The 26,411-nt window shown below is 61.9% G+C and carries 27 protein-coding genes; 11 read left to right on the top strand and 16 right to left on the bottom strand.

The window, feature by feature from the left end; genetic code table 11:
• Positions 1 to 8: 8 nt before the first annotated feature.
• From YH3_RS14585 to YH3_RS14575, 3 genes are all read right to left on the bottom strand, one after another.
• Complete coding sequence (locus YH3_RS14585) at positions 9 to 845, bottom strand: DUF1206 domain-containing protein (RefSeq protein ID WP_064443633.1); 837 nt, start codon at positions 843 to 845, stop codon at positions 9 to 11.
• 61 nt (positions 846 to 906) lie between these two features.
• Positions 907 to 1,308, bottom strand: a complete 402-nt coding sequence (locus YH3_RS14580) for a hypothetical protein (protein WP_063315577.1) — start codon at positions 1,306 to 1,308, stop codon at positions 907 to 909.
• A gap of 58 nt (positions 1,309 to 1,366) precedes the next feature.
• Positions 1,367 to 2,338 carry a serine/threonine dehydratase gene (locus YH3_RS14575; protein WP_064443632.1) on the bottom strand — a complete coding sequence of 324 codons (972 nt, stop codon included), beginning with the start codon at positions 2,336 to 2,338 and terminating at the stop codon, positions 1,367 to 1,369.
• A gap of 167 nt (positions 2,339 to 2,505) precedes the next feature.
• On the opposite strand from YH3_RS14575, the gene YH3_RS14570 reads away from it, so the two are divergent.
• Both YH3_RS14570 and YH3_RS14565 read left to right on the top strand, forming a co-directional pair.
• Positions 2,506 to 3,144, top strand: coding sequence for an NAD(P)-dependent oxidoreductase (locus tag YH3_RS14570; RefSeq protein ID WP_030536013.1), 639 nt, complete (start codon positions 2,506 to 2,508; stop codon positions 3,142 to 3,144).
• A gap of 32 nt (positions 3,145 to 3,176) precedes the next feature.
• A complete protein-coding gene (locus YH3_RS14565; RefSeq protein ID WP_225320166.1) occupies positions 3,177 to 4,094 on the top strand; it encodes a nuclear transport factor 2 family protein in 918 nt (305 codons plus the stop codon).
• Between the two features lie 36 nt (positions 4,095 to 4,130).
• On the opposite strand, the gene YH3_RS14560 is transcribed toward YH3_RS14565, so the two are convergent.
• The 4 genes from YH3_RS14560 to YH3_RS14545 all read right to left on the bottom strand — a co-directional run bounded on the left by YH3_RS14560 (position 4,131) and on the right by YH3_RS14545 (position 8,594).
• Positions 4,131 to 5,297 (bottom strand): alkane 1-monooxygenase, encoded by a 1,167-nt coding sequence (locus YH3_RS14560; protein ID WP_030536015.1) that lies wholly within the window; start codon positions 5,295 to 5,297, stop codon positions 4,131 to 4,133.
• A gap of 420 nt (positions 5,298 to 5,717) precedes the next feature.
• Positions 5,718 to 6,701, bottom strand: coding sequence for an ABC transporter substrate-binding protein (locus YH3_RS14555; protein WP_030536016.1), 984 nt, complete (start codon positions 6,699 to 6,701; stop codon positions 5,718 to 5,720).
• A gap of 94 nt (positions 6,702 to 6,795) precedes the next feature.
• Positions 6,796 to 7,653, bottom strand: a complete 858-nt coding sequence (locus tag YH3_RS14550; protein WP_064443631.1) for an AraC family transcriptional regulator — start codon at positions 7,651 to 7,653, stop codon at positions 6,796 to 6,798.
• Positions 7,650 to 8,594 carry a D-cysteine desulfhydrase family protein gene (locus tag YH3_RS14545; protein WP_064443630.1) on the bottom strand — a complete coding sequence of 315 codons (945 nt, stop codon included), beginning with the start codon at positions 8,592 to 8,594 and terminating at the stop codon, positions 7,650 to 7,652. Before YH3_RS14545 ends, YH3_RS14550 begins: the two co-directional genes overlap by 4 nt.
• 56 nt (positions 8,595 to 8,650) lie before the next feature.
• Here YH3_RS14545 and YH3_RS14540 point away from each other — a divergent pair, with 56 nt between their 5' ends.
• Positions 8,651 to 9,337, top strand: a complete 687-nt coding sequence (locus YH3_RS14540) for a dienelactone hydrolase family protein (protein WP_064443629.1) — start codon at positions 8,651 to 8,653, stop codon at positions 9,335 to 9,337.
• A 13-nt stretch (positions 9,338 to 9,350) separates the two neighbouring features.
• Here the strand turns inward: YH3_RS14540 and YH3_RS14535 are convergent, their stop codons facing one another.
• The 3 genes from YH3_RS14535 to kynB are packed head-to-tail and all read right to left on the bottom strand — an operon-like array spanning position 9,351 to position 12,830.
• On the bottom strand, positions 9,351 to 10,784 hold the full coding sequence (locus tag YH3_RS14535; protein ID WP_042921602.1) for an amino acid permease: 1,434 nt from the start codon (positions 10,782 to 10,784) through the stop codon (positions 9,351 to 9,353).
• A gap of 52 nt (positions 10,785 to 10,836) precedes the next feature.
• Entirely contained in the window at positions 10,837 to 12,102 is a 1,266-nt protein-coding gene (gene kynU, locus YH3_RS14530) for a kynureninase (RefSeq protein ID WP_064443628.1), read from the bottom strand.
• Positions 12,099 to 12,830: an arylformamidase gene (kynB, locus tag YH3_RS14525; protein ID WP_064443627.1), complete on the bottom strand. Its 732-nt coding sequence runs from the start codon at positions 12,828 to 12,830 to the stop codon at positions 12,099 to 12,101. Before kynB ends, kynU begins: the two co-directional genes overlap by 4 nt.
• A 137-nt stretch (positions 12,831 to 12,967) precedes the next feature.
• Here kynB and YH3_RS14520 point away from each other — a divergent pair, with 137 nt between their 5' ends.
• Together YH3_RS14520 and YH3_RS14515 are read left to right on the top strand one after the other, a co-directional pair.
• On the top strand, positions 12,968 to 13,459 hold the full coding sequence (locus YH3_RS14520; protein WP_007730865.1) for an Lrp/AsnC family transcriptional regulator: 492 nt from the start codon (positions 12,968 to 12,970) through the stop codon (positions 13,457 to 13,459).
• An 82-nt stretch (positions 13,460 to 13,541) separates the two neighbouring features.
• Positions 13,542 to 14,516, top strand: a complete 975-nt coding sequence (locus tag YH3_RS14515) for a phosphotransferase enzyme family protein (RefSeq protein ID WP_064443626.1) — start codon at positions 13,542 to 13,544, stop codon at positions 14,514 to 14,516.
• A gap of 49 nt (positions 14,517 to 14,565) precedes the next feature.
• Here the strand turns inward: YH3_RS14515 and YH3_RS14510 are convergent, their stop codons facing one another.
• The 5 genes from YH3_RS14510 to YH3_RS14490 form a co-directional block, all read right to left on the bottom strand.
• A complete protein-coding gene (locus YH3_RS14510; RefSeq protein WP_007730862.1) occupies positions 14,566 to 15,192 on the bottom strand; it encodes an MBL fold metallo-hydrolase in 627 nt (208 codons plus the stop codon).
• A complete protein-coding gene (locus YH3_RS14505; protein ID WP_007730860.1) occupies positions 15,189 to 16,277 on the bottom strand; it encodes an S-(hydroxymethyl)mycothiol dehydrogenase in 1,089 nt (362 codons plus the stop codon). Before YH3_RS14505 ends, YH3_RS14510 begins: the two co-directional genes overlap by 4 nt.
• A gap of 148 nt (positions 16,278 to 16,425) precedes the next feature.
• Positions 16,426 to 17,688 carry a response regulator transcription factor family protein gene (locus YH3_RS14500; protein ID WP_003943037.1) on the bottom strand — a complete coding sequence of 421 codons (1,263 nt, stop codon included), beginning with the start codon at positions 17,686 to 17,688 and terminating at the stop codon, positions 16,426 to 16,428.
• A gap of 22 nt (positions 17,689 to 17,710) precedes the next feature.
• Complete coding sequence (locus YH3_RS14495; protein ID WP_064074987.1) at positions 17,711 to 18,880, bottom strand: DUF4185 domain-containing protein; 1,170 nt, start codon at positions 18,878 to 18,880, stop codon at positions 17,711 to 17,713.
• 119 nt (positions 18,881 to 18,999) lie between these two features.
• Positions 19,000 to 19,626, bottom strand: coding sequence for a type 1 glutamine amidotransferase (locus YH3_RS14490; protein ID WP_007730853.1), 627 nt, complete (start codon positions 19,624 to 19,626; stop codon positions 19,000 to 19,002).
• A 209-nt stretch (positions 19,627 to 19,835) separates the two neighbouring features.
• Between YH3_RS14490 and YH3_RS14485 the strand changes: the two genes are divergently transcribed.
• The 6 genes from YH3_RS14485 to YH3_RS14460 all read left to right on the top strand — a co-directional run bounded on the left by YH3_RS14485 (position 19,836) and on the right by YH3_RS14460 (position 25,165).
• Positions 19,836 to 20,339: a PASTA domain-containing protein gene (locus YH3_RS14485; RefSeq protein ID WP_030536029.1), complete on the top strand. Its 504-nt coding sequence runs from the start codon at positions 19,836 to 19,838 to the stop codon at positions 20,337 to 20,339.
• Between the two features lie 129 nt (positions 20,340 to 20,468).
• Positions 20,469 to 21,245: an aspartate/glutamate racemase family protein gene (locus YH3_RS14480; RefSeq protein WP_225320168.1), complete on the top strand. Its 777-nt coding sequence runs from the start codon at positions 20,469 to 20,471 to the stop codon at positions 21,243 to 21,245.
• Between the two features lie 36 nt (positions 21,246 to 21,281).
• Positions 21,282 to 21,965, top strand: coding sequence for a GntR family transcriptional regulator (locus YH3_RS14475; RefSeq protein ID WP_019745689.1), 684 nt, complete (start codon positions 21,282 to 21,284; stop codon positions 21,963 to 21,965).
• Between the two features lie 62 nt (positions 21,966 to 22,027).
• Complete coding sequence (locus YH3_RS14470) at positions 22,028 to 22,405, top strand: helix-turn-helix transcriptional regulator (protein ID WP_050655974.1); 378 nt, start codon at positions 22,028 to 22,030, stop codon at positions 22,403 to 22,405.
• Entirely contained in the window at positions 22,402 to 22,998 is a 597-nt protein-coding gene (locus YH3_RS14465) for an SRPBCC domain-containing protein (RefSeq protein ID WP_064443625.1), read from the top strand. Before YH3_RS14470 ends, YH3_RS14465 begins: the two co-directional genes overlap by 4 nt.
• A 133-nt stretch (positions 22,999 to 23,131) precedes the next feature.
• On the top strand, positions 23,132 to 25,165 hold the full coding sequence (locus YH3_RS14460) for a YhgE/Pip domain-containing protein (protein WP_064443624.1): 2,034 nt from the start codon (positions 23,132 to 23,134) through the stop codon (positions 25,163 to 25,165).
• A gap of 6 nt (positions 25,166 to 25,171) precedes the next feature.
• Here YH3_RS14460 and YH3_RS14455 read toward each other — a convergent pair whose 3' ends face one another.
• On the bottom strand, positions 25,172 to 26,371 hold the full coding sequence (locus YH3_RS14455) for a DUF4185 domain-containing protein (protein ID WP_064443623.1): 1,200 nt from the start codon (positions 26,369 to 26,371) through the stop codon (positions 25,172 to 25,174).
• Positions 26,372 to 26,411: the final 40 nt, after the last annotated feature.

Genomic DNA, 26,411 nt, shown 5'->3' with positions numbered 1-26,411 from the left:
TACGGGCGCTACATCTTCGTCGAGCGTGCCATCACGAAGCAGTAGAGCCCGTAGGTGATGATGCCCAATCCGGCAAGGATCAGCAGCGCCACTCCGTACGGCTGCGCGCCCAGCGTCTTGAACGCTCCGTCGAGTCCGGAGGACTTGCCGGGTTCGGAACTGTTGACCGCAAGAAGAACCAGAATGCCGACTGCAGCGATGGCCAAGCCCTTGGCGACGTACCCGACGGTTCCGAGTCGGCGCACGAAGTTGCTGGGTGTGCCTTTCAGATCATCGAGGAAGTTCTGGCTCGCGCCCTTGTACACGTGGTACACACCAACGGCAATGATCGCGATCCCGCCGATCACCAATGCGATAGTTCCAAGCGTGTTCTCCATCAAACGCGCCGTGATCCCCGCACTCTGACCGCTGCTGGACTTCCCGCTACCGCGGGCGAATCCGAATGCAGTGAACGCAAAACCGAAATAGACGAGCGAAATGCCCAGAGCCTTTGCGCGGTTGAAGAACTCTTTCTTCTTGTCGTCAGAGGACGGCGACGACGAGCTTCCCAACGCAGCTTCGGCCAATCTCCACAACGCCATGGCAAGGAAGGCCACGACGCCGACCCACAGAGCGAAGACACCCCCTGGCTTTCCTGCCAACTCGGCCATCGCACCCGATTGGTCCGCAGACCCGGATCCACCGAGAGCAAGGCGGATCGCGATATATCCGATCAGCAGATGAACCACACCGCTGACGACGAATCCGGCACGGGCAAAGCGCTCGAAGACATTGTTCTGTGTGACGTCAGCCGCCGTGGACGCGACGCTCTTCTGGTCGTGCGGTGACGATTCTTTATTCATCATGATCGTCGAACCATATACGGGCAGACGCTTCCCTCGAACGCCTGCATCAAGTGTTTCGAGATCAAGGGTTTCGAGGGTTCTGATCCGGCGTCGACCGCGGTTCTTCGGGGTTGGGAACCTTGGGGTCGATCGCGTCTGCATGATCTCGTTGCTGGTTCAGTTCGTCGCGAGAACTCGTCGCCTCTTTCCGATGCTGCGCTGCATGATGTTGCAGCGCAGACGCTTCCGCCGCTTTGGCGTCGGCCTCAGCCTGCACCATGCGCGCTTTGGCTGCTGTCTCTTCTGCCCGCGCCTCGCGCTCGCCTACTTGCAGTGACTTGTCTGCGACGTCTTCGCGGATCTGTTCTGCCTCGATGTGACGACGCTCGTCACGCCTGTTTCGCGCCACCCACAGGAGTGCGGCCACGATCGCTATCACCACGACCACGGCAACAATTATCCAGATAATGCTGCTGGTACTCATACTGCGAGAGGTACCCACCTGCGACTTTCTCACACGCAGGCAAACAAATACGCTGAAATTACAGGTCGGTCGGATGTGTGTTGGCTCCGCATAGAACCACGCACAGTTCACCGTCGGACGGCGGCGACACCGTTCCGTTCAGAACCGGAGCCAATGCTGCTGCGGTTCCCAACTCCACCAGAATCCGGAACTCCTGCCACAGGAATGCCCGCGCTTGCCGGATCGAATCATCTTCGACCACAACACTGTCTACCGAACTCTCATGCAGTGTCTCCCAGGCGATGGCACCAATTCGTGTAGCCCCCAACGAGTCTCCGGCGATACTGTTTACTTCGATATCCACCGGACGCCCCGCATCGAGCGAGGTGCGCAAGGTGGCAGCCCCGGTCGGCTCGACGGCTACCACGTGATCTTCGGGACGAGCCGCCGCGACGATTCCAGAGACCAATCCGCCGCCGCCGACTGCAACGCAATACGTAATCGGTCCGGATGCGTCGTCTTCGAGCTCGAGAGCGATGGTGCCGGCCCCACTGACGATGTCGGGCAGGTCGTAGGCATGCAGTTCGAGCGCACCGCTGGTGCGTGCGATGTCCGCCGCAGCGGCAGCAGCGAGTGCATACCGGTCGCCTACCTTGTGAACGGTTGCACCCAACTCTCCGAGAGCCTTCACCTTGGCATCAGGCGCTGTCTCCGGCACCACCACTGTGCAGGTGAGTCCTCGTCGCCGCGCTGCCCACGCGGCCCCGATTGCAGCGTTGCCGCCAGACGCGATCACCACGCCGGCATCGGGCATGGTGCCGTCGGCGACCGCTCGTTCCACTGCATTGAGACTGCCGCGCACTTTGAAGGAACCGCCGTGCTGGAGGTACTCGAGCTTGAACAGAACCGGTACCTCACCCTGTGGCGTCGGTAGCGCAGTGCGAAAGATCGGAGTACGCCGCGCCAGTCCCGCGATACGAGTCCGCGCAGCTTCGACGTCCGAGCGCTCGATTGCCACTGGACCTGCATTGTTGTCGGCGGTGAGAGTCATGTACCAACCCTACGGTTCGCAACGTCGACCCGAAGCAGTCGGCCCATCGTCATCATGATGTCTGTTTTTCACCAAGGAATGCCCGCATCTGACCGAGACAATGCACCTCGGGGTGAATAAATTTACTACTACAAGCACAACGACGACATCAAGGAAAGGCACACCCCATGTCGAAGATCGCAGTATTCGGTGGAAACGGTTTTGCAGGAAGCGCAATCGCGAAAGAAGCCGCTTCACGCGGCCACGAGGTAACCGTCGTCGCTCGCAGCGCGCAGTCCGGAACCGACACGAATGTCGTGCAGGGTTCTGTTCACGACAACACGATCGTGGAGCAGATCACGGCAGACAACGACGTCGTTGTCGTTGCCATCCCCGCTCGCGAGATCGACGGCAAGCGCCTGCTCGACGCCGTCACTCCCCTCGCAGATGCCGCCGCACGCAACGGTGCTCGCATTGCCGTAGTCGGTGGCGCCGGCAGCCTGTTGGTCTCCGAGGGTGGGCCACGCGTCGTCGACACCCCCGACTTCCCGGACGCATACAAGGGTGAGGCACTCGCTCACGCCGACGTCCTCGATGCGCTCCGCGCGACCGACAGCAATGTCGACTGGTTCTACGTGAGCCCGGCCGCTGCGTTCGGTGCCCATGCCGGCGTCGCCCCGAAGGGATCGTTCCAGTTGGGTGGCGACATTCTCCTGACGGACGCCGAGGGCAACTCCGCCATCGCGGGCGAAGACTACGCACACGCTTTTGTCGACGAGATCGAGACTCCGGCCCACCGTCGCCAGCGTTTCACCGTCGCACACTGAATATGAGCAACCTTCGTAGGCGCGCAGCCTGGATGACTGTTCCCGCTGCCGCCGCACTCCTGCTCACCGCGTGCTCCAACGACGCGGAATCCGCAACGCCCAGCAGTTCTACGACGTCCACGAGCGTTGTTGCCGAACAGGGCGATCAACTCGAATCCAACAAGACCGTCGTCACGGACTTCTACGAACTGGCGTTCAACGGCCGTCAGGTTCAGCAAGCCGCCGACCGGTACCTTGGCGACGTCTACATCCAGCACAACCCCACCGCCGCCGATGGGGCAGCCGGATTTGTCAGCGGCATAGGCGGTTACGTCGAGGCCACACCCGGATTGCATGCCGAGATCACTCGCGTTTTCGCCGAGGGCGATCTGGTTGCCCTCCAGTCCCACACCACGTCTGCACCCGGCGACCGCGGCCAGGCGGTATTCGACATCTTCCGCGTCGACAACGGCAAGATCGTCGAACACTGGGATGCCATTCAAGACGTGCCGGAAACGTCCGCGAATCCGAACACGATGTTCGACGGACCCACCTCGTCGCCGTCCAAGTCGTCAGAAGTCTTGGAGCGCAACACGGCCAACGCGTTGACGTTCCTGCAGCTCGCCTTCAACGAAGGCAAAGCCGCCGAGGCTGCCGACCAGCTGGTCGGTCCGACCTACACGCAGCACAACCCCTCGTTCGCTGACGGCAAGGACGCATTTGTCACCGCACTGGCCGGGATCGAACCCGTTACCGAAGACAAGGCCACCAAGTTTCCACGGACGGTAGCCGAGGGCGACTTCGTCTTTGTTCAGACCTTCGCTTCGTCCGGTGAGGGAACGGCCGGCAGCGGCTCGATGGACATCTTCCGATTCGACGAGAACGGCAAAATCGTCGAGCATTGGGACGCCGTCCAGGACTACCCGTCGACGACTGCAAGCGGCAACACCGTGTGGGACGACGGTCGCTGAGACGGCAACTCCGAACAGTTCAGAGAGGGATGCGGATCAGCCGACGTTGATTCGTTCTGTGTCGCCGTCGTAGTAGTCCAACAATCTCTGATCCATCACCCGGCGCCACAGCGGTGGAATCCACGCGATCACGATCATCACTGCGTAGCCGGCCGGAAGTTGCGGCGCTTCGGCCGCGCTACGCAGACTTTGGTACCGCAGCTTCGGGTTGGCGTGGTGATCGCTGTGCCGCTGCAGTTGGTAGAGAAACAGATTGCTCACGACGTGATCGCTGTTCCAACTGTCAGCGGGGCTGCAGCGAACGTACGAGCCGTCGGCACGCTTGCCACGCAGCAGGCCGTAATGCTCGAGGTAGTTCGCGGCTTCGAGGAAGGTGAATCCGGCAACTGCCTGCAGCAGGAGCCAGGGCGCGACCTCCCAACCGAAGATACCGATCAGCGTCGCGAAGAGGACAACACTCATCGCCCAAGCGTTGAGAATATTGTTCTCGAAGCTCCAGGTTCGTTTGCCTTTCCTCTGGAGTCGAGCGCTCTCGATGCGCCATGCCGAACGCAGCCCGCCGAACACACTTCGTGGCAAGAACCTCCAGAAGCTCTCACCGAACCGTGAGCTGGCCGGGTCCTGCGGAGTAGCTACACGCACATGGTGGCCGAAATTGTGTTCCACGTAGAAGTGCCCGTAGAGAGATTGCGCAAGCGCCACTTTCGCGAGCCACTGTTCGATCTTCTCGCTCTTGTGGCCGAGCTCGTGGGCCGCGTTGATACCGACGCCGGCGACGACGCCCACCGTGAACGACATCGCGATCTTCTCCGCGATTCCCATCGGAGCGTTGATCCAGCACCAGCAGGCGAAGACCAGACCGGCGTATTGCAAGGGGAGGAACGCGTAAGTGCACCAGCGGTAGTAGCGGTCCTTCTGCAGTCGTGGGATCGCATCGTCCGGCGGACTTTCGCCGTCTTCACCGGCCAGCATGTCGATGATCGGGATGACGATGACCAGTAGCCACGCGCCGGTCGCCCAGAACAATCCGAGACGAAGGTTGTCGACGAGAAACCAGGAGATGAACGGGCTGAGTGGAATCAGCAATCCGAGCGGCCACAGGTACCTCTTGCGGTCGCGCCAGCGCGGATTTTCGCCGGACGGCGAGTCGGTGTTCTGGACAGCGTTCGATTCGGTACGCCGTGCGTCGGAAGTCGCTGTCATTCGCCGATCTCGCCTTTCGTCCCCTCGAACGATTCGCCCCACGCACCGTTCACGCTCAGCAAACCAGAACTAATGCCCGGACGGGTATGGTCCCGAAATCCAGAGCGCCCTGCTCGAAAGACGGCACGAGCGCTTGTACTCACCAGAAACTCCCCCGCACATCACTGCTCACCCCGACAGTAGATACGGACAAAATACCCCACGGATCTGCGGGGATGGCGACCACCTCCGCACGTCGCCGAGGATCGATGATCCCTGCCAAGGCAAGGTCGAACCGCGTCGCCCTCGTCGAAGTAACGGTAACCGGCAGTGACAGAAATCATAAGCAGAGGACAGGATTTCCGCTCGTAGTGGCGACCAAAAAGACTGCGCGCCCTCAACTGGTCAGTTGCGGGCACGCAGTGAAAAGGTGAGCAAGCGTCAGAGCGTTGCAAACACCTTCGTTTTCACTTCGTTCAGCCAACCGTTCGCAGTCACGAAGTCTGTGACGCTCGACTGCAATCCGAAGACGTGCCCGGCCTGCGCCGCCGGCAGCCTCGTGAAGAGGTTGTCGTCGAGGACCGCCTGAACCGCCGCACTGGTCGACCCGTCCGCGTTCAGCGGATACAGCACGACCGTCACGCCGTTCAGGATGTCGGCCAACTGCTCCATCGGATAGGACGCGTATCCGGCATCGGTGTAATTGGTCGGAACACCGGGCCCGTACGCCAATCCGAGTTCGTTGACCACCAAATTGCCGATCGCACCGGTGGGCTGCTGAACCGAGAAAGCGCCGGGCGCGTCTCCGAGTGAAATGTGAATCCACTTGTTGGTCGCGATCACGTCGGCGTACTCGCCACGGACACGTTCGAGATTCTCTTCGTAAGCAGTCCGCGTCGACTCGAGCACGTCGGTCTTGCCAATTGCCTCAGCAAGCTCGGTGGTGATCTTCTTCCAGTCGCCTCGGCTCTCTCCCTTGACGATGACGGTGGGTGCAATGCCGGACAGACGGTCGAACGCCGCTTGGTCCACCTCGTCGGCGTCGCCGACAATGATGTCGGGATCCGCCGCAGCGATCGCTTCGAAGTTCATTTCCCCGAAAGGCCCGATGGTCGGGAGCCCGTCGACGAAGGCCTGCTGCTCCGGCGTGAATTCACTGATCCACTTGCCGTAGTCCTGCACAGCAGCCGGTTTCACTCCGAGGGACATGAGCTGCCAAGGAGTGTCGTACGACGCGGCGACGACGCGCTCAGGTGAAACCGGAACCTCGATGTCCCCGTACGCCGACGCGACGGTCCGGACGTCCGTCTGCTCGGAGTCGGCCGACGACGAGGAACAGCCGGTCACCACCATCGCACCTACGACGGCAACCGCCGCCGCTGCAATGACTCTGGAACCGAAAGAAAATGATCGAATTGCGCGCACGCAGAACTCCTACAGGGTGATTGTTTAGCCAACCCTAAGTTCATTCTGCGGCACGGCACAAGTCCGATCGAGATGCTTTGAGTCGCTGTTCGGACTAGTCCTGTAGCCAATCGGTCATTGGCGCGCGCGGATGATCGATCAGGCTTGCAAACTCCCCCGGTGTCACGCCCATCGTTCGACGAAAAGCCGCACCGAACGCGCTTTCGGAACGAAAACCCGTCTTCCGCGCCACAAACGAGATGCTTCGACCGAGTGCCAGAAGTTGCATCGCGTGATGAGCCCGCAATCGCATACGCCATTCCGAGAAGGTCAATCCGGTCTCGGCCGGAAACCGTCGTGTGAGAGTCCTCGTACTGACTTTTGCGTCGGTGGCCCACTCCTCGACCGATCGGGTGTCGGCCGGGCTGGCAACCAACTGGTCTGCGATCTGCCGAAGCCACGGCGTCGTCGGCAGCGGTACATCGAAAATCAGTCGTGGAACGGGTTCGACGAGATCGATGGCAAACGCCTCGGCTCGCCGACGCGCCGCGTCCGTCAAGTCGTCTCGGGTGAGGTGATCGAGTACTTGTTCGAGCAGTGGAGGGGTGGACAAGGCCACCACACGATCCAACCCGGTCACATCGGATGCCACCAACCACGTGCACGACAATTCTGTGCCGCTACGCGCCGTCACCTCGTGGGGAACATAGGACGGGATCCACAGACTGACCCCGCTCGGCACCGTGTACACAGTCTCCGGAGTACGGACCTCGAGAACACCGTCGATCGCCCACAGCAATTCGTGATCGCTGTGGCGGTGCATCTCCCAGGTGTAGTCGGAGTCGACTGACAGCCGATTGGTCGCCAAACGCAGATACCCGTCGGCACTGACGCGCAGCGGTCGCACTACGCGTTGCCACTCGGACAGTTCGTCGAGCGGACTGCTGAGCGGGTAGTCGATCTGCTCGCTCACCGCAGCGTCGACAGTTCGGGATGTCCGAACAGGCCAGGCAACCCACCGGTGTGCAGGAAGACCGTTTTTGATCCCGCCGTGATGGCTTTGTCCTTCACGAGTTGGATCAATCCCGCAAAGGCTCGGCCGGTGTACGTCGGGTCGAGGAAGATGCCCTCAGTACGAGCCAAACATCGGATCGCGCCGGCTGATGCTTCCGTGAGCGTCGAATATCCTTGTCCAACTTGGTTTCGCAGGATCTGAAGATCTGCGGCTCGCACGGTCGGACCAGGCATCTCGTCCAACAACCCAGAGACAGTCGACACCGGGTCGGCAACAGCCCCGACGTCGACGCCCACAACTCTGTCGACGCCCAGATGCGCGACAAGGCCTGCCATCGTTCCACCCGATCCGAGTGCAACCACGACGCGATCGACGCCGGAGAGTTGCTGTTCGATCTCGCGTGCGCAGTCCACGTATCCCTGCGCAGCCACCGCGCTGGTACCACCGAAGGGAATGACAAAAGGTACACCGCCCGAGTCCGCGACGGCCTGCACCGCGGCGTGGAGCGCGGATGCCGTGTCCCCACCGGCCCAGACGATCTCAGCGCCCGCGAGTGCATCCAGAACGAGATTTCCCTGCGCGGATTCCGGCTCGGCACCACCGAGCACCAGCACACAACGCAATCCCAAACGGGCTGCTGCCGACGCAGTCAAGCGAGCGTGATTGCTTTGCGGTGCACCGGTAGTGATCAGTGTCGTCGCGCCGACGGCCAAAGCCTGAGCGCAGGTGTACTGCAGCTTTCGGATCTTGTTGCCGCCACCGCCCAGGCCGGTGACGTCGTCACGTTTGATCCACAGGTCTTCCGGCCCCAATCCGAGTGCCTGCGCGCAACGCGCCAGAGGTTCGACGGGCGTCGGCCAACTGCCCAAGATGATCGGCTGTACGGCGGAACTCAACATTTGACGAGTCTAATTCGACGGTCCGTCTACAGTCTGGGCTCGCCTACAGTCTGGATATGGGAACTTTCACGACGACCACACACGACGTGCCGCTGACCGTCAGCCGACCGGATTCGCCAGGAGAACCGAAGCATGCGGTTGTGGTTCTCCAAGAAGCGTGGGGCGTGAACAAGCACATCGAGAGCATCCTCGAGCGTCTCGCCGATGGCGGCTACCTTGCCGTCGCCCCGCATCTCTACCATCGCGGCGCACAGACCTCCTTCACCGACTTCCCGTCCGCGAAGGATGCGCTCATGGCACTCGACGGCACAAGCATCGGCCACGACGTACGTGCCGCCGTCGACTACAGCCGATCCGAGGGAGCAGACAAAGTCGGCTCCCTCGGATTCTGCATGGGCGGCACCGCATCCCTGTGGTGTGCCGCCGTACCCCTCGTCGATTCCGCTGTCACGTACTACGGTGGCGGCGTTGCAGAAGCCCGATGGGATGGGATTGCCGCAGGCACCGAACTTGCAGCGCAACTGCAGGTCCCGTGGCTCGGTCACTACGGCGACCTCGATCCGAGTATCCCGCCGGAGAGCGTCGAGCAATTGCGCGCAACCGCGTCCGATCTCGCCCGGGTGTACCGCTATGCCGACGCCGGCCACGCGTTCAACAACGACACTTCGGCCAGCCACTACGCCCCGGATTCTGCTGCCCTCGCCTGGACCCGCACTATGGAGTTTTTCGCCGAAACCCTGTGATTGCCAATGTAAGTCAGGGAACCCGCTTGACCACCGTGCCGGTGATCTCGTCCTGAACCTGTTCAGCCGTTACCGCTCGACTCTGCGCCCGACGTGATCGGGTGAAGCAGTAGATGCCGATCACGGCAAGAACAAACGGCACCCCGAACACCAAGGTCATCTTGAAATCCTCGACCCACAATGTCGTGACGAGGATCGCGACCATGAGGACACCACCCAGTATCGTCCCCACCGGGAAGAACGGAATCGTGAACGAGAGGGTTCGTCCTTCGCTTGCCATCCGCTTGCGAAAGAACCAGTGCGTCACGAAGATCAGCAGCCACGTCGCCATCGCCCCGAACATCGACAGCGAGATCATCAAGGTGAATGCCTGCTCGGGAAAGAGCACGTAGACGATGGTTGCGACGGCGATACCCGACGTCGACAGCAGCAAGGCATTGACCGGTGAGCCGTTGGCCCTGACCTTGCCGAGAATGGCCGGCGCGTCACCAGCACGGGAGAGCGAGAACATCATTCGCGAAGACACGTACAGCTGACTGTTCATCGCGGACAGCGCGGCAATGATCACCACGAAGTTCAGCACACTGTCTGCGCCCGGAATCTTCACAACCTGCATCACCGTAACGAAAGGGCTTCCGCCACTCAATATCTTGTCCATCGGAGCGATTGCCAGAATCAAAGCAAGGGTTGCGATGTAGAAGACGAACAGTCGGACGATCGTCACACGGAATGCCTTCTTCACCGCCACCGCGGGGTTTTCCGCCTCACCGGCCGCAATGGCGATCATCTCGATGCTCAAGTAGCTGAAGATCGATACAATCACGGCAAACCACATGCCGGACAAACCATTCGGAAAGAATCCGCCACCGGCCGTGTAATTGTGAAATCCGTAGTCCGGGTTTCCGCTACCGAACACGACGTACGCTGCCATCACGATGAACGCCACGATCGCGAAGACCTTGATCGTCGAGAACCAGTACTCCATCGTTCCGAAGGCCTTGACGTTGAACATGTTCACGCCGATCAGCACTCCGGAGAACAACACGATCCACAGCCACGACGGTACGTCGGCGAACCAGAACTGCATGTATTCACCGATCGCGGTGACCTCGGTCCCGACCGCGAGGACGATGCATGACCAGTAGAGATAGCGAACGAGGAAGCCGATCAACGGTCCGACGTAGAATTCTGCGTACGCACCGAACGAACCTGATGTCGCATGTGCAACAGTCATTTCGGCAAGGGCACCCATCAGCAGGAGGGCGATCAACCCGCCGATCGCGTAACTGATGATGACGCTCGGGCCGGCAAATCCGATGGCGAACTTACTGCCGAGGAAGAGTCCGGTGCCGATTGCACCGCCGAGCGCGATCATGCTCATCTGCTTGGGGCCGAGTTCGCGTTTGAGACCTGATTCTCGCTGCTGAATGTTTTTGAAATCACTCATGAAAGCTCCTTGCGAAAGGCGGTACCTCCCGGTCCGCGGAAACTTGGAAGAATCAGGTGACTGCGTCGCGCTCGCGGAATTCGGGGCGATCCCAGGACTTGTTCTCGAGGATGTCTCGCAACACGTCGACGGCGTTCCACACGTCGGCGTATCCGAGATAGAGCGGAGTGATGCCGAACCTCAGCACTCCGGGTTCGCGGTAGTCGCCGATGACGCCCCGCGCGATGAGAGCCTTCATGATCGAATAGCCCTCGGGATGAACAAAACTCACGTGCGATCCACGACGCTCGTGTTCGCGCGGCGTGATCAACTGCAAACCGTAATCAGCGCAACGCTCCTCGACGAGGTCTATGAAGAGATCGGCCAGCGCGAGCGACTTGCTGCGGATGTCGGCCATGTCAGCTTTGAGCGCGACGTCAAGACCACACTCGACGAGAGACAACGACGTGATGGGCTGAGTACCACTCAGAAAGCGCCGTATTCCTGCGCCGGGTTCGTAGGCCGACTCCATCGCGAACGGTCGCGCGTGCCCCCACCACCCGGACAACGGCTGGATTCCGGTGTTCTGATGGCGACGGTTGACCCAGATGAATGCAGGCGAACCCGGACCACCGTTGAGGTACTTGTACGTACACCCGACCGCGAAGTCGGCGTCGGCACCGCTCAGATCGACAGTGACGGCGCCGGCCGAGTGTGCGAGATCCCAGATCATGAGGGCGCCACGTTCCTGCACTGCTGCAGTGACTTCCGTCATCGCATACAGGTTTCCGGTGCGGTAGTTGACGTGCGACAACATCACTACGGCGGTGTCCGGTCCTACTGCTTCGGTGAGGTCGCCCGGTTGGTCGATCAGGCGTAGTTCGTATCCCTGATCGAGCAGCGAGATGATGCCCTCCGCAATGTAGAGGTCAGTGGGGAAATTGTCGCGCTCGGAGACGATCACCTTCCGGCTGGGATCCTGAGCAGCCGCGATGGACAGCGCAGAGGCCAATGCCTTGAACAGGTTGATCGACGTCGAATCCGTCACTACCACTTCGCCTTCACCTGCTCCCAGCAACGGGGCAAGTTTGTCACCGAGGCGGACCGGGAGGTCGAACCATCCAGCCTCGTTCCAACTGCGAACCAAGCCGTTGCCCCACTCGTCGCCGATCACTCTCGCGGCGCATTCCTGCGCGGCAATGGGACGCGCGCCGAGCGAGTTTCCGTCGAAGTAGAGAACGCCCTCCGGAATCGCGAACTCGCGGCGGAACTCCCTCAGGGGATCCACTGCGTCGGCCTTGACGCAGTCTTCCAACGAAAGTGTGGCTGTCGATGTCATGACGATTCTTCTCCTGCATGTGTCGGCGTTGAGGGTGATGAAGGCAGAGTCCGGAGCACGGCCCGTACCGGGCTGGCATCGAGGTCGAGGAACTTCAGCGGCAGTGCGATCAACTCGTAGTAGCCTTCGTCGACGTCGTCGAGGCAAAGTCCTTCGAGGATCGCGACGCTACGATCGCTTGCCGCGTGGTGCCCGTCCATGGTCTTGCTGTCCATCGGATCGAACGAGGCGCCGTCGATTCCGATCAGAACTCCACCGCGGTCGGCGAACCAGTGGGTCAGCTCCGGAGAAACACCGGCGAAGTCGTTGTCCCACTCGCGTGGGTACTTCGGGTACGTCCTCAGAATCAGCCGTTGCGGCAGATGGCCGCCGAGTCGCTCCACCGTCTCTTCGACGGGCCTGATGCAGGCGGCACCGTCGACCCCCGTCATGTCGACCACCAGTGCTTCGCCGAGATAGGGCTCGAGGGGAACGGAACCAATGGTCGCGCCGTCGATGCGAGTGTGCGCCGGTGCATCGGCGTGAGCACCGATATGCGGAGTGGTGGTGATTCGGTTGATGGTGACGGCGTCACTGCCGCCGAGGTCGGACGTGACATCGCGGGTGAAGGCGGTATCGCCTGGCCACACGGGCGTCGATTCGGAGATCGGCGGGCTGATGTCGATCAACCGCGCCCTCCAGTCGCCCGTGTGTCCGTCGCCCGCGTGTCGGCCGATCCTCGGAAGCATCCAGACCCCTTCGTCGCAACAGTCGACTGTGTAGATCTCGACCGTTTGATAATTCGATGTGTTTGGCAAAAGCTAGGATCATCGACGGGCGCGGTCAATAGATGCTGAATATTTTCGCGACGGCAGGGAGAAATCGGATGATAAATGCGATCGAACGGGCAGCTGCCGCAGCTCGGCCGAATCATGTTCGGCTCGACGACGTCGATACGGCGATTCTCCGCGAACTCGTCCGGGATGCACGCATCCCCAACAACGCACTCGCCGAGAAGGTCGGGATAGCGCCGTCGACCGCTCTGGCGCGGATGCGCGCTCTACGCGAATCGGGCGTCATCAAGGGGTTTCACGCAGACATAGACCTCGAGCTACTCGGCCTCGAGATCTCGGCGATGGTGTCGATTCTGATTCACTCCCACGCCAGAAGTCGGATGACGGAAATTGCCGAGCACCTGAGCGGATTGGATTCCGTTCAGCGAGTGTTCCTGATGAGTGGGGACCGTGATCTCCTGGTGCACGTGTCGTGTGAATCCCCCACTCGGCTTCGCGATTTCGTCAGCGCGCACCTCAACGATCCGGCCATCGCCAATACCCAGACCAACCTGATCTTCAGCGAACTGAGTCAAGGCGGCTGAACTGCAGCTGTCGCCAAGGCGTCTTCGGGTGCTTCCGAGATCGACACCTCGATTCGAACTTCCCCCACTAGAGTCGAACGGCATGTTGCCACTCGGGTTGTCCATGCTCTGGGAGTCGGTGGAGCCGGAAGCCGCTCTGAAGCAGCGATTCGGATTCAACAGCTTCGGCGCAGCCACCCATTGGGTCTCGGCGGTACTCGAGCAGACTTGGGGATTGACGGCCCTCGAGTGCTCGCGAATGGCGATCAGTCACCAGAACGCGATTGTGTGGGTTGCGAGCGACCGAGGTGGGCTGGTGGTGAAGTGGTCGCGCGACACAGAGCGCTTCGCGAACCTGGAGGCGTCGACGCGCCTGCTGAGCGCACTCGCCGCGCAGGGCGTGCCCGTTCCGTCACCAATCACGTCCCTGAACGGATTGGACCGGGAAACACTGTTGGACCGGGAAACACTGGAAGGGCCTTCGTGCGCAGTGTCATTCACCGTACTGCCGGAGTTGGCGGGAGATTGGTTGGACGTGCAGGACCGCGTGGCGGTCCGTTCGGCAGGAGCATGTCTGGCAGAAATACACCGAACGCTCGGCGCCACCCATGTCGACGGATCGGTTTTCTCGTCGCGCAGCACCGGGTTGAAGGAGCGCATCGGTGGTTGGCTCGAGAATTTCGACCGCGGGTTCGCGCCTGAGGCAACGCGTAGGCTCGTGGGCCTCCTGGCGCGTGCGTCCGAGCTCGATGACCAAACTCAACTGGTACACAACGACTTCCGTGCAGCCAACATCTTGACTCGAAACTCTCGGACCACCGGAGTACTCGACTTCGACGACGTGGTGATCGACCACCGGGTGAGCGACCTGGCCAAGGCAAGCGTCTATCTGGGCACCCTGTTCACCGATTGGCGACCGACACCGATCGCGGTACGGCAGAGCCTGCGCGCCGGCTACGAATCCGTCCGTCCCCTCAGCCGATCCGAGACAGAATGGTTCGAGATCCTCGAACTGTGGCACGGCCTGATGGCAATCCCGGGTGAGAACGACACCGCCGGTTGGGCATCAGCGTTGTGACAAAAGTGGGGACGCCGGTACCGGCGTCCCCACTTCGCTTCTGACCACATCAGGATCCGGCGCGGATCCATTCTTCGAGATGCGGCGCCTCGGTACCGATCGTCGTGCCGTCGCCGTGACCGGTGTGAACCTTGGTCTCGGCGGGGAGCGCGAACAGCTTGTCGCGAATGGACCCGATGATGGTCGGGAAGTCTGAGTACGACCGCCCCGTTGCGCCGGGTCCACCGGAGAACAAGGTGTCGCCGCTGAACAGTTCCCCCGCCTCGGGCAGGTAGAGGCAGGTCGACCCCGGGGAATGGCCCGGTGTGTGGATGGCCAGAATGTCCGTACCCGCCACAGCAATACGCTGATCATCTTCCAAGCTCAGATGCTTCACCCCGGGGTGAGTCATCTCCCAGAGGACATCGTCGGCCGGGTTCAGGTAGATCGGAGCGTCGAGTTTCTCGGCCAGCTCCGGCGCAACGGTGACGTGGTCGTTGTGGCCGTGGGTGCAGACGATTCCGATCACCTTGCGTCCACCGACAGCGTCGATGATCGGCTGCGCGGTGTGAGCTGCGTCGACGATCACCACTTCGTTGTCGTCACCGATCAGCCAGATGTTGTTGTCGACGTCCCATGTTCCGCCGTCGAGGCTGAACGTGCCCGAGGTGACGACGCGATCGACTCGCAATGTCACAGGACCACCACCGAACGGAGAACCTCGCCGCGGTGCATCGTCTCGAATGCCTTCTCGACCTCGTCGAGCTTGATGCGCTCGCTGACGAACTTCTCGAGCGGCAGACGCCCCTGCTGGTACAGGTCGACCAGAACGGGGAAGTCACGCTCGGGCAGGCAATCGCCGTACCACGACGACTTGAGGGCTCCGCCGCGCGAGAAGAAGTCCACCAGCGGCATTTCCAGCTTCATGTCCGGCGTCGGAACTCCCACCAGCACTACGGTTCCCGCGAGGTCGCGGGCGTAGAACGCCTGCTTCCAGGTCTCGGGACGGCCGACTGCGTCGACAACCACGTCGGCGCCGAAACCTCCGGTCAGCTCCTGAACTGCTTCGACGACGTCGTCGACCTCGGTCGCATTGATCGTGTGCGTGGCACCAAGTTCCGTGGCCCACTCCAGCTTTCGTGGATCCCGGTCGATGGCGATGATGGTATTGGCACCGGCCAGGCGTGAACCCATGATCGCTGCGTCGCCAACGCCGCCACACCCGATCACAGCCACCGAATCACCGCGTCCGACGTTGCCGGTGTTCATCGCGGCACCCATGCCGGCCATGACGCCGCAACCGAGCAGTCCGACGACAGCCGGATCGGCCGAGGCGTCGACCTTGGTGCACTGGCCTTCGTGAACCAGCGTCTTGTCTGCGAATGCGCCGATGCCGAGTGCCGGCGTCAGTTCGGTGCCGTCTTCGAGCGTCATCTTCTGCTCGGCGTTGAACGTGTCGAAGCAGTACTGCGGGCGGCCACGCTTACACGCACGACACTGCCCGCATACTGCACGCCAGTTGAGCACGACGAAGTCGCCCACCTCGACGTGAGTGACACCGGGGCCGACGCTCTCGACGATGCCCGACGCCTCGTGCCCGAGCAGGAACGGGTACTCGTCGTTGATTCCGCCGTCGCGGTAGGTCAGGTCGGTGTGGCACACACCGCACGCTGCAATGGCGACCACTACCTCGTTGGCGCCGGGATCGGGAATCGTGATGGGGACGATTTCGACGGGGGCACCCTTGGATCGGGCGATGACGCCGCGTACCTGCTGTGGCATGGCTTTGCTCCTGGCTTCGTGCGATTGAGGACGTGTCGTCACATGGCGCCGTGTTTTCACATTGCGATATGTGCACTCGTTGAAAGGTTAGCCCGAAGCAGGTGCCCGCAACCCTGGTCGAACTGACTGACCGACCTGGCCGAAAGGACTAGGGTGCAGGCTTCACGCCGGCCTCCGCGCCCGCGGCGGCCGCCGCACCCCGACTCTCGACGCCCAATTTTCGCAGGACCCCGGCAACATGAAACTTGACTGTGCTCTCACTGACGCCGAGTCGCTCCGAGATTGCCTTGTTGCGCCGTCCGGCCACCAGATGCTCGAGTACCTCGAACTCCCGCGGAGCCAGTTCCGTCAGGACGTCGCGGTTCGGTAGGGCGACGGGCGCGTCGAGCGGGATGGTTGCGCTGATCCGGTTCCCCCACCCGGGCGTCGACTCGGATTCGACGGTTCCACCCAAAGTCTCTACCCTCGAACGTAATTGGCGTTCCACGTCGATCACGTCGGCTTCACCACCACCGTCGTCGCGGATGTCGATCGAGAGCGAAGCCGCGTCGAGGGTCCAGGCCACCCGGATTCGCGAGAGCGTCTGCTGATCCGACAAGGCCAAGACCGCGCCGCGGACGACCGCGCGGGCGCCGTGCGCCACTTCACCGGGTAACCCACGCCCGTCGACGGGTGGCTCCACCAACTCCAACGCGATTTCCCGATGCTTGAGCAGCGAACGCAATTCCCCACGCATCCGCGCAAAAGCGGTGGTGGTCGACTCTTCGGCCAACTCGCGGTGCACGTCGACGGCCGAACGCAGGCCGATCAGAGCCGAGGCCGCAGTCTCCCTGGCCGAGGTTCGCGCACGTGTGTCGTCGAGATCCGCCGAGCGCAGCGTCGCCAGCATCGTCTCGAGGGTGGCCGCATGCACCTCCGTCATCTCTGCCACGGTGCGTGCACGCTCGGACGACGCTGCCCGCGACTCGGCGAGATATGCCGGACTCGCGTTCCGCACCTGGAGCTGAATTCCGGTTGCAGTCACCGCGAACAGTGCCTGGATCAATTCGAGGGATGCCGCCTTCACCGGTCCGGGGTGTGGCGTCAGCACGAGGAGGGTGTCTGTTCGATCGAGCATCGCGAGCACTTCACGGTCTCGGCCGGCGATAGCGCACTTTCCCCGAAATATCTGTCCGACAGTGAGATCCGTACGGATACGGTCGAGTTCGGCGATGGTCACACGATCGACGACAGCTGGATCCCCGGCAACCTTGCGCGGCCTACCGGTGCACTCACGGGTGAAGATCACCAGAGAGGTGTGCGGCGCCATGTCCGCGATCAACGTCGAAAATCGTCGGCCGATTTCGGGTAGTGGTCCCACCAACACGTCTCGAAGGGCGGTGATCAGTAGCGCATTGTCGGTGGTGCTCACCGTTCAACGATAACCATCCGGTTCACTGGTGCAGCGTGGTCTTCATGAGCATCACGTTGTAGTCGGACCAAGTGGTGGCGAGAAAGTAGAGGTCCTGCCCCTGTGACCAGGGGTGCATGTACGCGCCGTAGAGGCCCGGAACCTCGTCGGTGCCGATCACTACGTCGGGTGCACTCCACGGACCGGTCAGGTCCGACGCCGTCCGCAGCACCAGCGCTCCCCACTCGTTGGAGTACATCGCGACGAACTTGCCGAGATAGTTGTTGTACTGCACCGACAGTTCGCTGACATCCCCGTCGAGAACTACCGCCGCGGCAGCGGGATTGTTGGGGACCCATGCCTTTCCGTCCCAGTATTCGTACGCCGCGACGTCCGCGATGGAGGCTTCCTTGACTCGCGAGAGACGCCCCTCGCCAAAGCGTCCGGCGGGGGTGCCGAAGTTGTAGACGTAACCACCGTCTTTGACGAAGGACCCCATCTGGAAGTTGTCGTTACCTGTCAACGGCAGATTGGGCCGGGACGAGGCCGGTTCGATCTGCCAGGTCTCACCGTTGTCGTGCGAGGACGCGATCTGCGAGAAGTTGGTGACCCACTCGCCCGACCCTCCCCACGAACGTATCGACATGTAGTTGACGTACTGAACGCCGCCCACGGAGATACCCGTCGTCGGAATGCTGCTGGTTTCGACGCCGGTGACTTTCAGACTTCCGATGATCTCGCGCGAGTGATTCGGTCGGTCGGTCGGCGAGGAGTCGATGTTCATGCCGTCGGACAGATTTCCGTCCGAGCTACGGAACAGGACGTTGCTGCGCCAGTCGCCGACCACCCCGGAGCACAGAGGGTCAGATCCGATACCGACGGTGTCACCGAAAGCTGTCAGGACCTGACCTGCGCCGTTGTCCCACATGATGCCCAGATCCGTGCCGAGAACGTTGAACCGCTCGACGGTTTGGTTGGGGCTCAGCGCGCCCGTGATGTACTCGACCGCCGAGGTGCGGCCTTGCAATTCCGGCAGTTTGCCATCCGTGCCGTTGAGCCAGGGAATCGGATTGGTCGGCCCACCTGATTGATCCAAGCTCCCGGTGACATTGCAATCCCACGGGGATGCATTGGCCTGGGTCGCCCCCAAGACCGCGGTCGACGCGAGTACACACGTCACTGCTGCTGTCGATATCTTCCGCATCCGGCGCATCGCTCCCCTTTCGCGGGGGAGATCCGGACTCTACGAGGTGTGTTGCTCGACCGGATCGGTTCATCCACCCACGAGAACACAAGGTAACAGGTAAATCGGTCAATCAGGACGAAACGGGCTTATTCGGTGGAGATGGATTTCAACCATTTCTCCATCACGGCTGCGGCAATCTCGAGCCCCTGCGACTCGGCTGCACTCAACTGCTGCATGAAGATGCGCGGACCGTCCGCTCCCAGCGAAGCATGCAGCGAATCGCGGTACTCGGCCAGTTCCATCCATTCGCGCGCCACCGCGGAGGACGCTTCGAGGTGAAACTGAACGGCGTAACTCTGCTTGTATCGGAAGAGTTGATTCGGATACTTGGCTGAACCAGCGAGCCGCACCGCGCCGTTCGGAATGTCGAAGGTATCCGAATGCCATTGCATTGCAGGAAATGTGGAGGGCAGATCTCCCCACACGGGATCTTGCCGGCCCTCGACAGTCAAGGTGATCTCCTCAACTCCGACTTCAGGCACAGCGCCCGTGTAGACGCGAGCACCCAGCGCCGCGGCGAGCAACTGCGAACCCAGACACACTCCCCACACCGGGACGTCGCTCTCGACCAGATCGCGAATGTATTCGATCTCGGATGCCAACCACTCGACCTCGCCCTGATCGCCGACGCCCATCGGCCCGCCCATCACGATCACGGCGTCGAACCGTCGATGTGCCGGAAGCGGGTCGGTGCCCAGAAGAACAGTCTGCACGTCTCCGTAGCTCTCCAGGACAGGCGAATACGCCGCTGGGGGTTCACACTGCGCGTGTCGTAGTTCCAGAAAATGCATGTAGGCAATTCCTCTCGAATCCGGTGCCGAAAGCCTATGGTTCTATTCGACATAAGGCACATCGACGGCGTCGGATGTGCTCTGCGCTCGAATCTCCGCTTTCATCGCCCCTTTACCGACAAGGAACGTCTGTGCGCGCACCACACCTCTTTTCGACATCGATTCGCCCGCCCTCAACTGCCGTTCGCATCGGACTCAGCGCATTCGCCTTGGCGTCACTTGCCGCGTGCTCAGGAACAAGCACCGACAGCGAGGCCGAATCAACATCCACCGCGACCACCACTGCAACCTCGACAACTCAACCCACGACGACTCAGGCTCCATTGACCACCTCGGTGATCGGTACGACGAATTCTCCACTGGCCACGACCCCAGTCGCCGCGGAAGTGACGCCCGCTGCAGCTCCCGCGGTCATGCCCAACGTCGTGTGCATGAATCTTCAAGACGCACAGGACACCATTCAGTCGGCCGGAGTCTTCTTCTCCAGAAGTGCTGACGCAACCGGCGCGGGTCGACGCCAACTGGTCGATTCCAACTGGATTGTCGTCGATCAGACACCCTCTGCCGGAAGTCCTTTCGGGGAAATCGAAGCCGTGCTCTCGGCCGTGAAGATCGGCGAACCGAACCCCTGCTGATCGGCTGAGTTCTCGAACTTCGCAATTCCGGGAACACTGCGCCTTACTTGACAACTACCTCCGACCTCCTTCACTGTAGTCAACATTACGAGTATCCAATATATTGGATGCGAAAGGTTGGATTGCAACATGAAGGTGCCACGAATACGGCAGAGCGCCAGCTCTCCGGCGTCCATGAGCGACCCCGTCATCGGAATACTCGGAGGCATGGGGCCCGCCGCTACTGCCGACTTCTACTCCAAACTCGTTGCGCTGACACCAGGTTCGACGGATCAGGAGCACCCCAAAGTTGTCATCTGGGCCGATCCCACCGTTCCCGACCGGACATTGGCACTCACCGAGAACGGCCCTGACCCCACTCCGTGGCTGATCCGCGGTGCGCGCGTTCTCCGAGAGTCGGGCGCGACGACGCTCGCCATCCCATGCAATACCGCCCACGCCTTCCTGCCCGCCATCTCGTCCCAACTGGGACTTCCCGTCGTCCACATGATCGACGAAGTCGCTCGGCACATCCGGACGCTCTCACCCGCCGTCACATCCGTCGGACTATTGGCCACCACGGGGACGGTCCGCACCGGGTTGTATCAACAATGGCTGTCGGAATACTCGATCGACGTCCTGGTGCCCGGACCTGCGATCCAGGACGAACTGGTGATGCCGGCGATCCGAGCAATCAAGAGCGGCAACGTCGGAGACGAGACCACCGACAAGCTCGTCAGGGCCGCTGATCTTCTCGTCGAATCGGGCGCGCAGGTCGTCGTGGCCGGGTGCACCGAGATTCCGCTCGGACTGCCCGCCGACGCCACAACCTGTCAGATCATCGATCCGGCAACAATTCTCGCCCGCGCTCTGCTCCGGCGGGTTGCGGATGCCCGGAGACACCCTTCGATGGTCGTTTCGGGCTGACCTGCAGCAGGGAGGCTGCAGAGTACGATATCCAGTATGTTGCGTGGCGGTAAACCGGTTGAGCGAGCACGAATGAGCGACATCGCTCTCGAACGCATTCGCGAAGCGATCGTCACCGGTGAACTGGCGCCGGGCTCGAAGATCAAGGACAGCGAACTCGCCGAGTATCTGGGACTGAGCAGAACTCCAGTCCGCGAAGCGCTCGCAAGGCTGGTCGACACCGGACTCGTGGAAGCGAAACCTGGTGCGTACACGCGCATCACCACCCTCGACCGCGGCGACGTCGAGGCAACACTCGCAGTCATCGAAGCTCTCGACCAACTGGCCGTCGTCACCGCTGTACCGAATCTCACCGACGAGATGATCGGGGCGATGCGTTCGGCCAACAAGGACTTCGCTGCCGCCGTCAAACGAAACGACATAGGCCGAGCCCTGACCGCAGACGATCGCCTACACAGCGTCATCATCGACGCTGCGGCAAATCCGCTGTTGAAGAAGCTGATTCACCAGGTTCACCCACAAATTCACCGCATCTACTACCGCAAGTTCTCGAGCCTTCTCGGCAGCCAGGACTCCGTCGACCATCACAACAAGCTGATCGAGCTGTGCGCAGACCACGATGCCGAGGCGGCAGCGACACTGTCGGCCGAACATCGACGCCATCTCGGCGGGCTGATCGGTGAACTCTTCGACGCCGACGAGTTCGCGCTCTCGGACTGACCGACGCCCGAATACAAGTTTCGGCGCTTGCCTATATTGGCCATTGCCGATATAAATGACTGGTGCATGCGTTCGACGTTCTCGGAGACCCAGTTCGGCGAAGAATCATGGAACTCCTGTCCAGCGGCGAGCGCTCGGCGGGTCAGATCGCCGAAGTCGTGGCAGCGGAGTTCGGAATCTCGCAACCGACCGCGTCCGGGCACCTGCGAGTGCTCCGAGAAAACGGATTCGCCACCGTCCGCAGCGAAGGCACCAGGCGTCTCTATGCCGTCGAGCCCGCGCCATTGCAAGAAGTGGACCAATGGCTCGACGGATTCCGGCAGTTCTGGAGCGGTCCTCTCGACGCATTGGCCACAGAACTCGCACGCGGGAAACGACGCGGCTCGAAGCGGAGCAGATCTTCACAACCGAATTCTTCCGACGAAGGAGACTCACAATGACCGAGATCGCGAACCAGGACACCAGCCTCACCGCGGTAGAGCGGAGCATGGGCAACCGCGAGATCGCCGAAGGTTCGGCTCGAACAGCCGTACTCAAGCGCCGCTACAACGCGTCGGTCGACGACGTCTGGGACGCCATCACGACCCCTGACCGCATCAACCGCTTCTTCCTCCCGGTGAGCGGAAACTTCCAGGTGGGCGGCTCTTACGCCTTCGAAGGCCAGGCAAGTGGCGAGATCCTGGCCTGCGACGCCCCACACCTGCTGCGACTGCAGTGGACACCGCCCGGCGATCGTGGATACAGCGATCAGGTCGAGATCCGGCTGACTGCCGACGGCCCCGACGCCACCTGGCTCGAGTTGGAGCACGCCTCCGTCGCCGATGTCTTCCGTAACGACCCGGACACCGGCTGCTACGGCGTCGGAACCGGCTGGGAAGGCCCACTTCACTACCTGGGCGAATACTTGCGCGGCACTCTCCCTGATGCGCCGAGCACCGAGTGGTACACCTTCGACGAAGCAGAGGAGCTTCGTCTGGCCAACTTCCGAGGGTGGGAGTGGGCAAAGATCGAGGCAGAGCACGGCGGCCGATAACGCCCAATTCTTCGAAAACGGTCACAGGATGGCCGTTTGCTTTGTATCGTGACCGAGCTGGACGTATGTCCAGCAGTTTTGGTGGCTCCCTTTCGTGCCACACCTGCTTCGGTCCACGAGAAGAGAGCTCCACATGGCGCCACAACCCGTAGTCGACAACGCGGCCACGACGCGACGCACGCACATCATCCGGACAGTTCTCGCTGTCCTCGTCATCGCACCGCTGTCGATTGCGGCGTTCTACATGTGGGCACTGTGGGATCCGGGCGACACGGTCAACCGCTTGCCCGTCGCCATCGTCAACGCCGATGCGGGCACAGAACTCGACGGAACACGTCTGCAAGCCGGCGATGAAGTTGTTGCCGCGCTCGTCGAGAGCGGAGACGTTGCATGGAAGGTCGTCTCGGAACAGGAAGCCGCCGACGGCGTCAACGACGGCACCTATTACTTCTCGGTCGTCATTCCGAAAACTTTCAGCGCGGATGTGGCCAGTGCCGCATCGGGTTCGGGCCGCAAGGCCGAACTCGACGTCTTGTACAACGACTACAACAGTCTGGTCGCCGGCCCGGTCGGTGAAAGCATCATCGCTCAGGTGCGCTCGGCGGTCTCCGAGTCGATCGGCGAGCAGTCCATCGACCAGGTGCTGGTCGGGTTGGGTGAACTCGGAACAGGATTCGGTGAAGCAGCAGCAGGAGCGCAACAGCTGTCCGATGGATCCTCCGAAGCGCTTGCCGGAACCAACGAGCTCTACGCTGGAAGCAAGGAACTCGCCACCGGCATGGGCGAAGCAAATCAGGGCGGCAAGGAGCTGGCCGCCGGAGCCGGCGAGCTGGCTGCCGGAGCTCGCGAAGCTGCTGCAGGCTCGGGCGAGCTGAGCAGCGGACTCAACCAGTTGGTCGGGGGCACCGACGAACTCGGCGCAGGCGCCCGACAGATCAGCGAAGTGGTCGACATGGTCACCACCCCGGTACTCGACCTCGCGGGGTCCTCGGACGCCGTCGTCGGTCAGATCGACGCCCTCACGTCGATGCTTCGAAACTCGGCCGATCCGGTCTCCGCCGGACTCGTCGAAGCCCTGGGTGGACTGCGGGCTTCCCTGACTGCACAACCGTCGGACGACGACGTGATCGGTCAGCTCGGTCAGCTTCGCGACGGCGCGCGGGAAATCTCGCGGCAGCTCACTGATCCGAGCAGCGACTACCGTGGTGGGCTCCTTGCCGCCGCGGCCGGTGCAGGTGAACTCAACACCGGCCTGGGCCAACTGTCCGACGGTGCAGGCCAACTCGCTACCGGTGCACAGGAACTCTCCACCGGGCTGGGGCAGTTGGACACTGGAAGTATTGCGCTCCGTGACGGTCTCGGGCAGCTATCGGCCGGCGTCGGCGAGCTCGACGCGGGCAGCGCGGAACTCGCCACCGGTTTGTCCGACGGTGCCGCCCAGGTGCCGCAGTTCACGGACGACGAGCGCGCCACCACGGCCAATCTTCTCTCGTCCCCGGTTGCCGTCGACGCGCGGAACAACTATCCCGCAGCCGGTTTCGGACCGGGAGCCGTCCCTGCCGTGATCTCGGTGGCACTGTTCCTGTGCGGAATTCTCACGTGGTTCGTCGTCCGCCCACGACGCGGACGTTCACTGAACTCGCACACCAGCGTGGTACGTGAGGGGCTGCGCCGCTACCGCATTCCCGCCCTGGTCACCTTGATCGCGGCGCTCGTGTTGTCGGTGGTGTCACTGACCGTGGCAAACGTCGAACCACCTAGTGTCCTGGCGATGATCGCAGTGATGATCCTGGTGGGTGCCGCCGCGGTCAGCTCGGGCAGGCTCTTCACCGTTGTGTTCGGAGCCGTCAACGGAACCTTCATCGCTTTGGGCGCCTTGATGATTCAGATCTTCGCCTTCGGCGCGGTGTACCCCATCGAACAGATGCCGACGGTTCTGCAGTGGCTGCACGCTCTGATGCCACTCACGTGGGCGCGCAACGCCATGCGCATGGTCCTTGTCGGATACTACGGCCCGAAATTCTGGGTGGCGGTAATCGCTCTGGCTGCCTTGGTGATCGGAGCCGTCCTGTTCACCATCTGGTGGCGCCGCCGACAAGAACCGCCGACCGACGACGACGCGCCGATCACCGAGGAGATCGTGTATCTCCAGCAAACGCAAGCGTGAGCCGGATCAGCGAAGGAGCGTCGTACGCATCAACATGACGTTGTAGTCGGCCCACGTGGTGGCAAGGAAGTACAGATCCGAACCACTGGACCACGGGTGGATGTATGCGGCGTAGATACCGGGAACCTCGACCAGATTGACCAGTGTCTCCGGTGCCGTCCACGGACCGACCGGACTGGGAGCGGTTCGCATCACGATCGAACTGAACGCGTCGGCGTACATCGCCACGAACTTGCCGAGGAACTCGTTGTACTGAACGGCGACCTCACCGATGCGGCCGTCCATGACGGGTACGGCCGCAGCGGGATCGGCAAGGATCCAGCCGTTTCCGTTCCAGTACTCGTAGGCGGAAAGATCGAGGATCGCCCCCTCGGGCACGCGAGAAAGTCGAACCTCGCCGGATCGTCCCGCGGGGGTTCCGTAGTTGTAGACGAACCCGCCGTCCTTCACCATCGAGCTCATCTGGAAGTTCTCGCTACCGGCGACGGGGGCGACACCCGGGGGAAGAACCCCACCGATGTTGGGGCGCAGAGTTTCCGGACGAGTGGTCCACGTCTCGCCGTTGTCCGAGGAGGTAGCAATCTGTGAGTAGTTTGTACTCCACTGCCCGGCCTCGCCCCAGTTGCGCACCGACATGTAGCTCAGATACTGCACACCGTTCACTGCGATGCCGCTCGTGGGGATGCTGGAGGCCTCGACGCCCGGAATCTTCAGACCGGAGATGATCTCACGCGCCTGACCGGTACCGTCCTTCGGCGCGCTGTCGATGCGCATCCCGTCGGCGAGTACCCGATCCGAGCTGCGGAAGAGCACATTACTTCGCCACTCGCCCACCAAACCGTCGCAGGTGGGGTTACGACTTAGCCCGGTGGTATCGCCGAAAGCCGTCAGAATCTGCCCCGCACCGTTGTCCCACATGATGCCGAGGTCGGTACCCAGGACATTGAAGCGATCAACTGTCTTGTTGGGACTGTATGTGCCGGTGACTTTTTCGATCGCGATAGTACGACCGGACAGACCTGGCAACCCTCCGGTGTTGCCGTTGAGCCACGGCGCCGCATTGGCCGGACCACCGCTACTACCGACGCCACTGACTCCGACGCATCCCGGCGCAGCCATCGCCGGCGAAGCCACCACCGTGACGGCAGCAGCTGCCAGAGCAGCAACTACCCCGAACACCCCCAACGATCTCCCCGCGCGAAACATGACTCCCCCAAGGCCGGGATTGTTGGTGTTGTCGTCGTCG

The organism is Rhodococcus sp. YH3-3 (assembly GCF_001653035.1).
Taxonomy (GTDB): Bacteria; Actinomycetota; Actinomycetes; order Mycobacteriales; family Mycobacteriaceae; genus Rhodococcus_F; species Rhodococcus_F qingshengii.
Note: the sequence above shows the minus strand (reverse complement) of the source record. Positions and strands in the feature narration are given on the sequence as shown.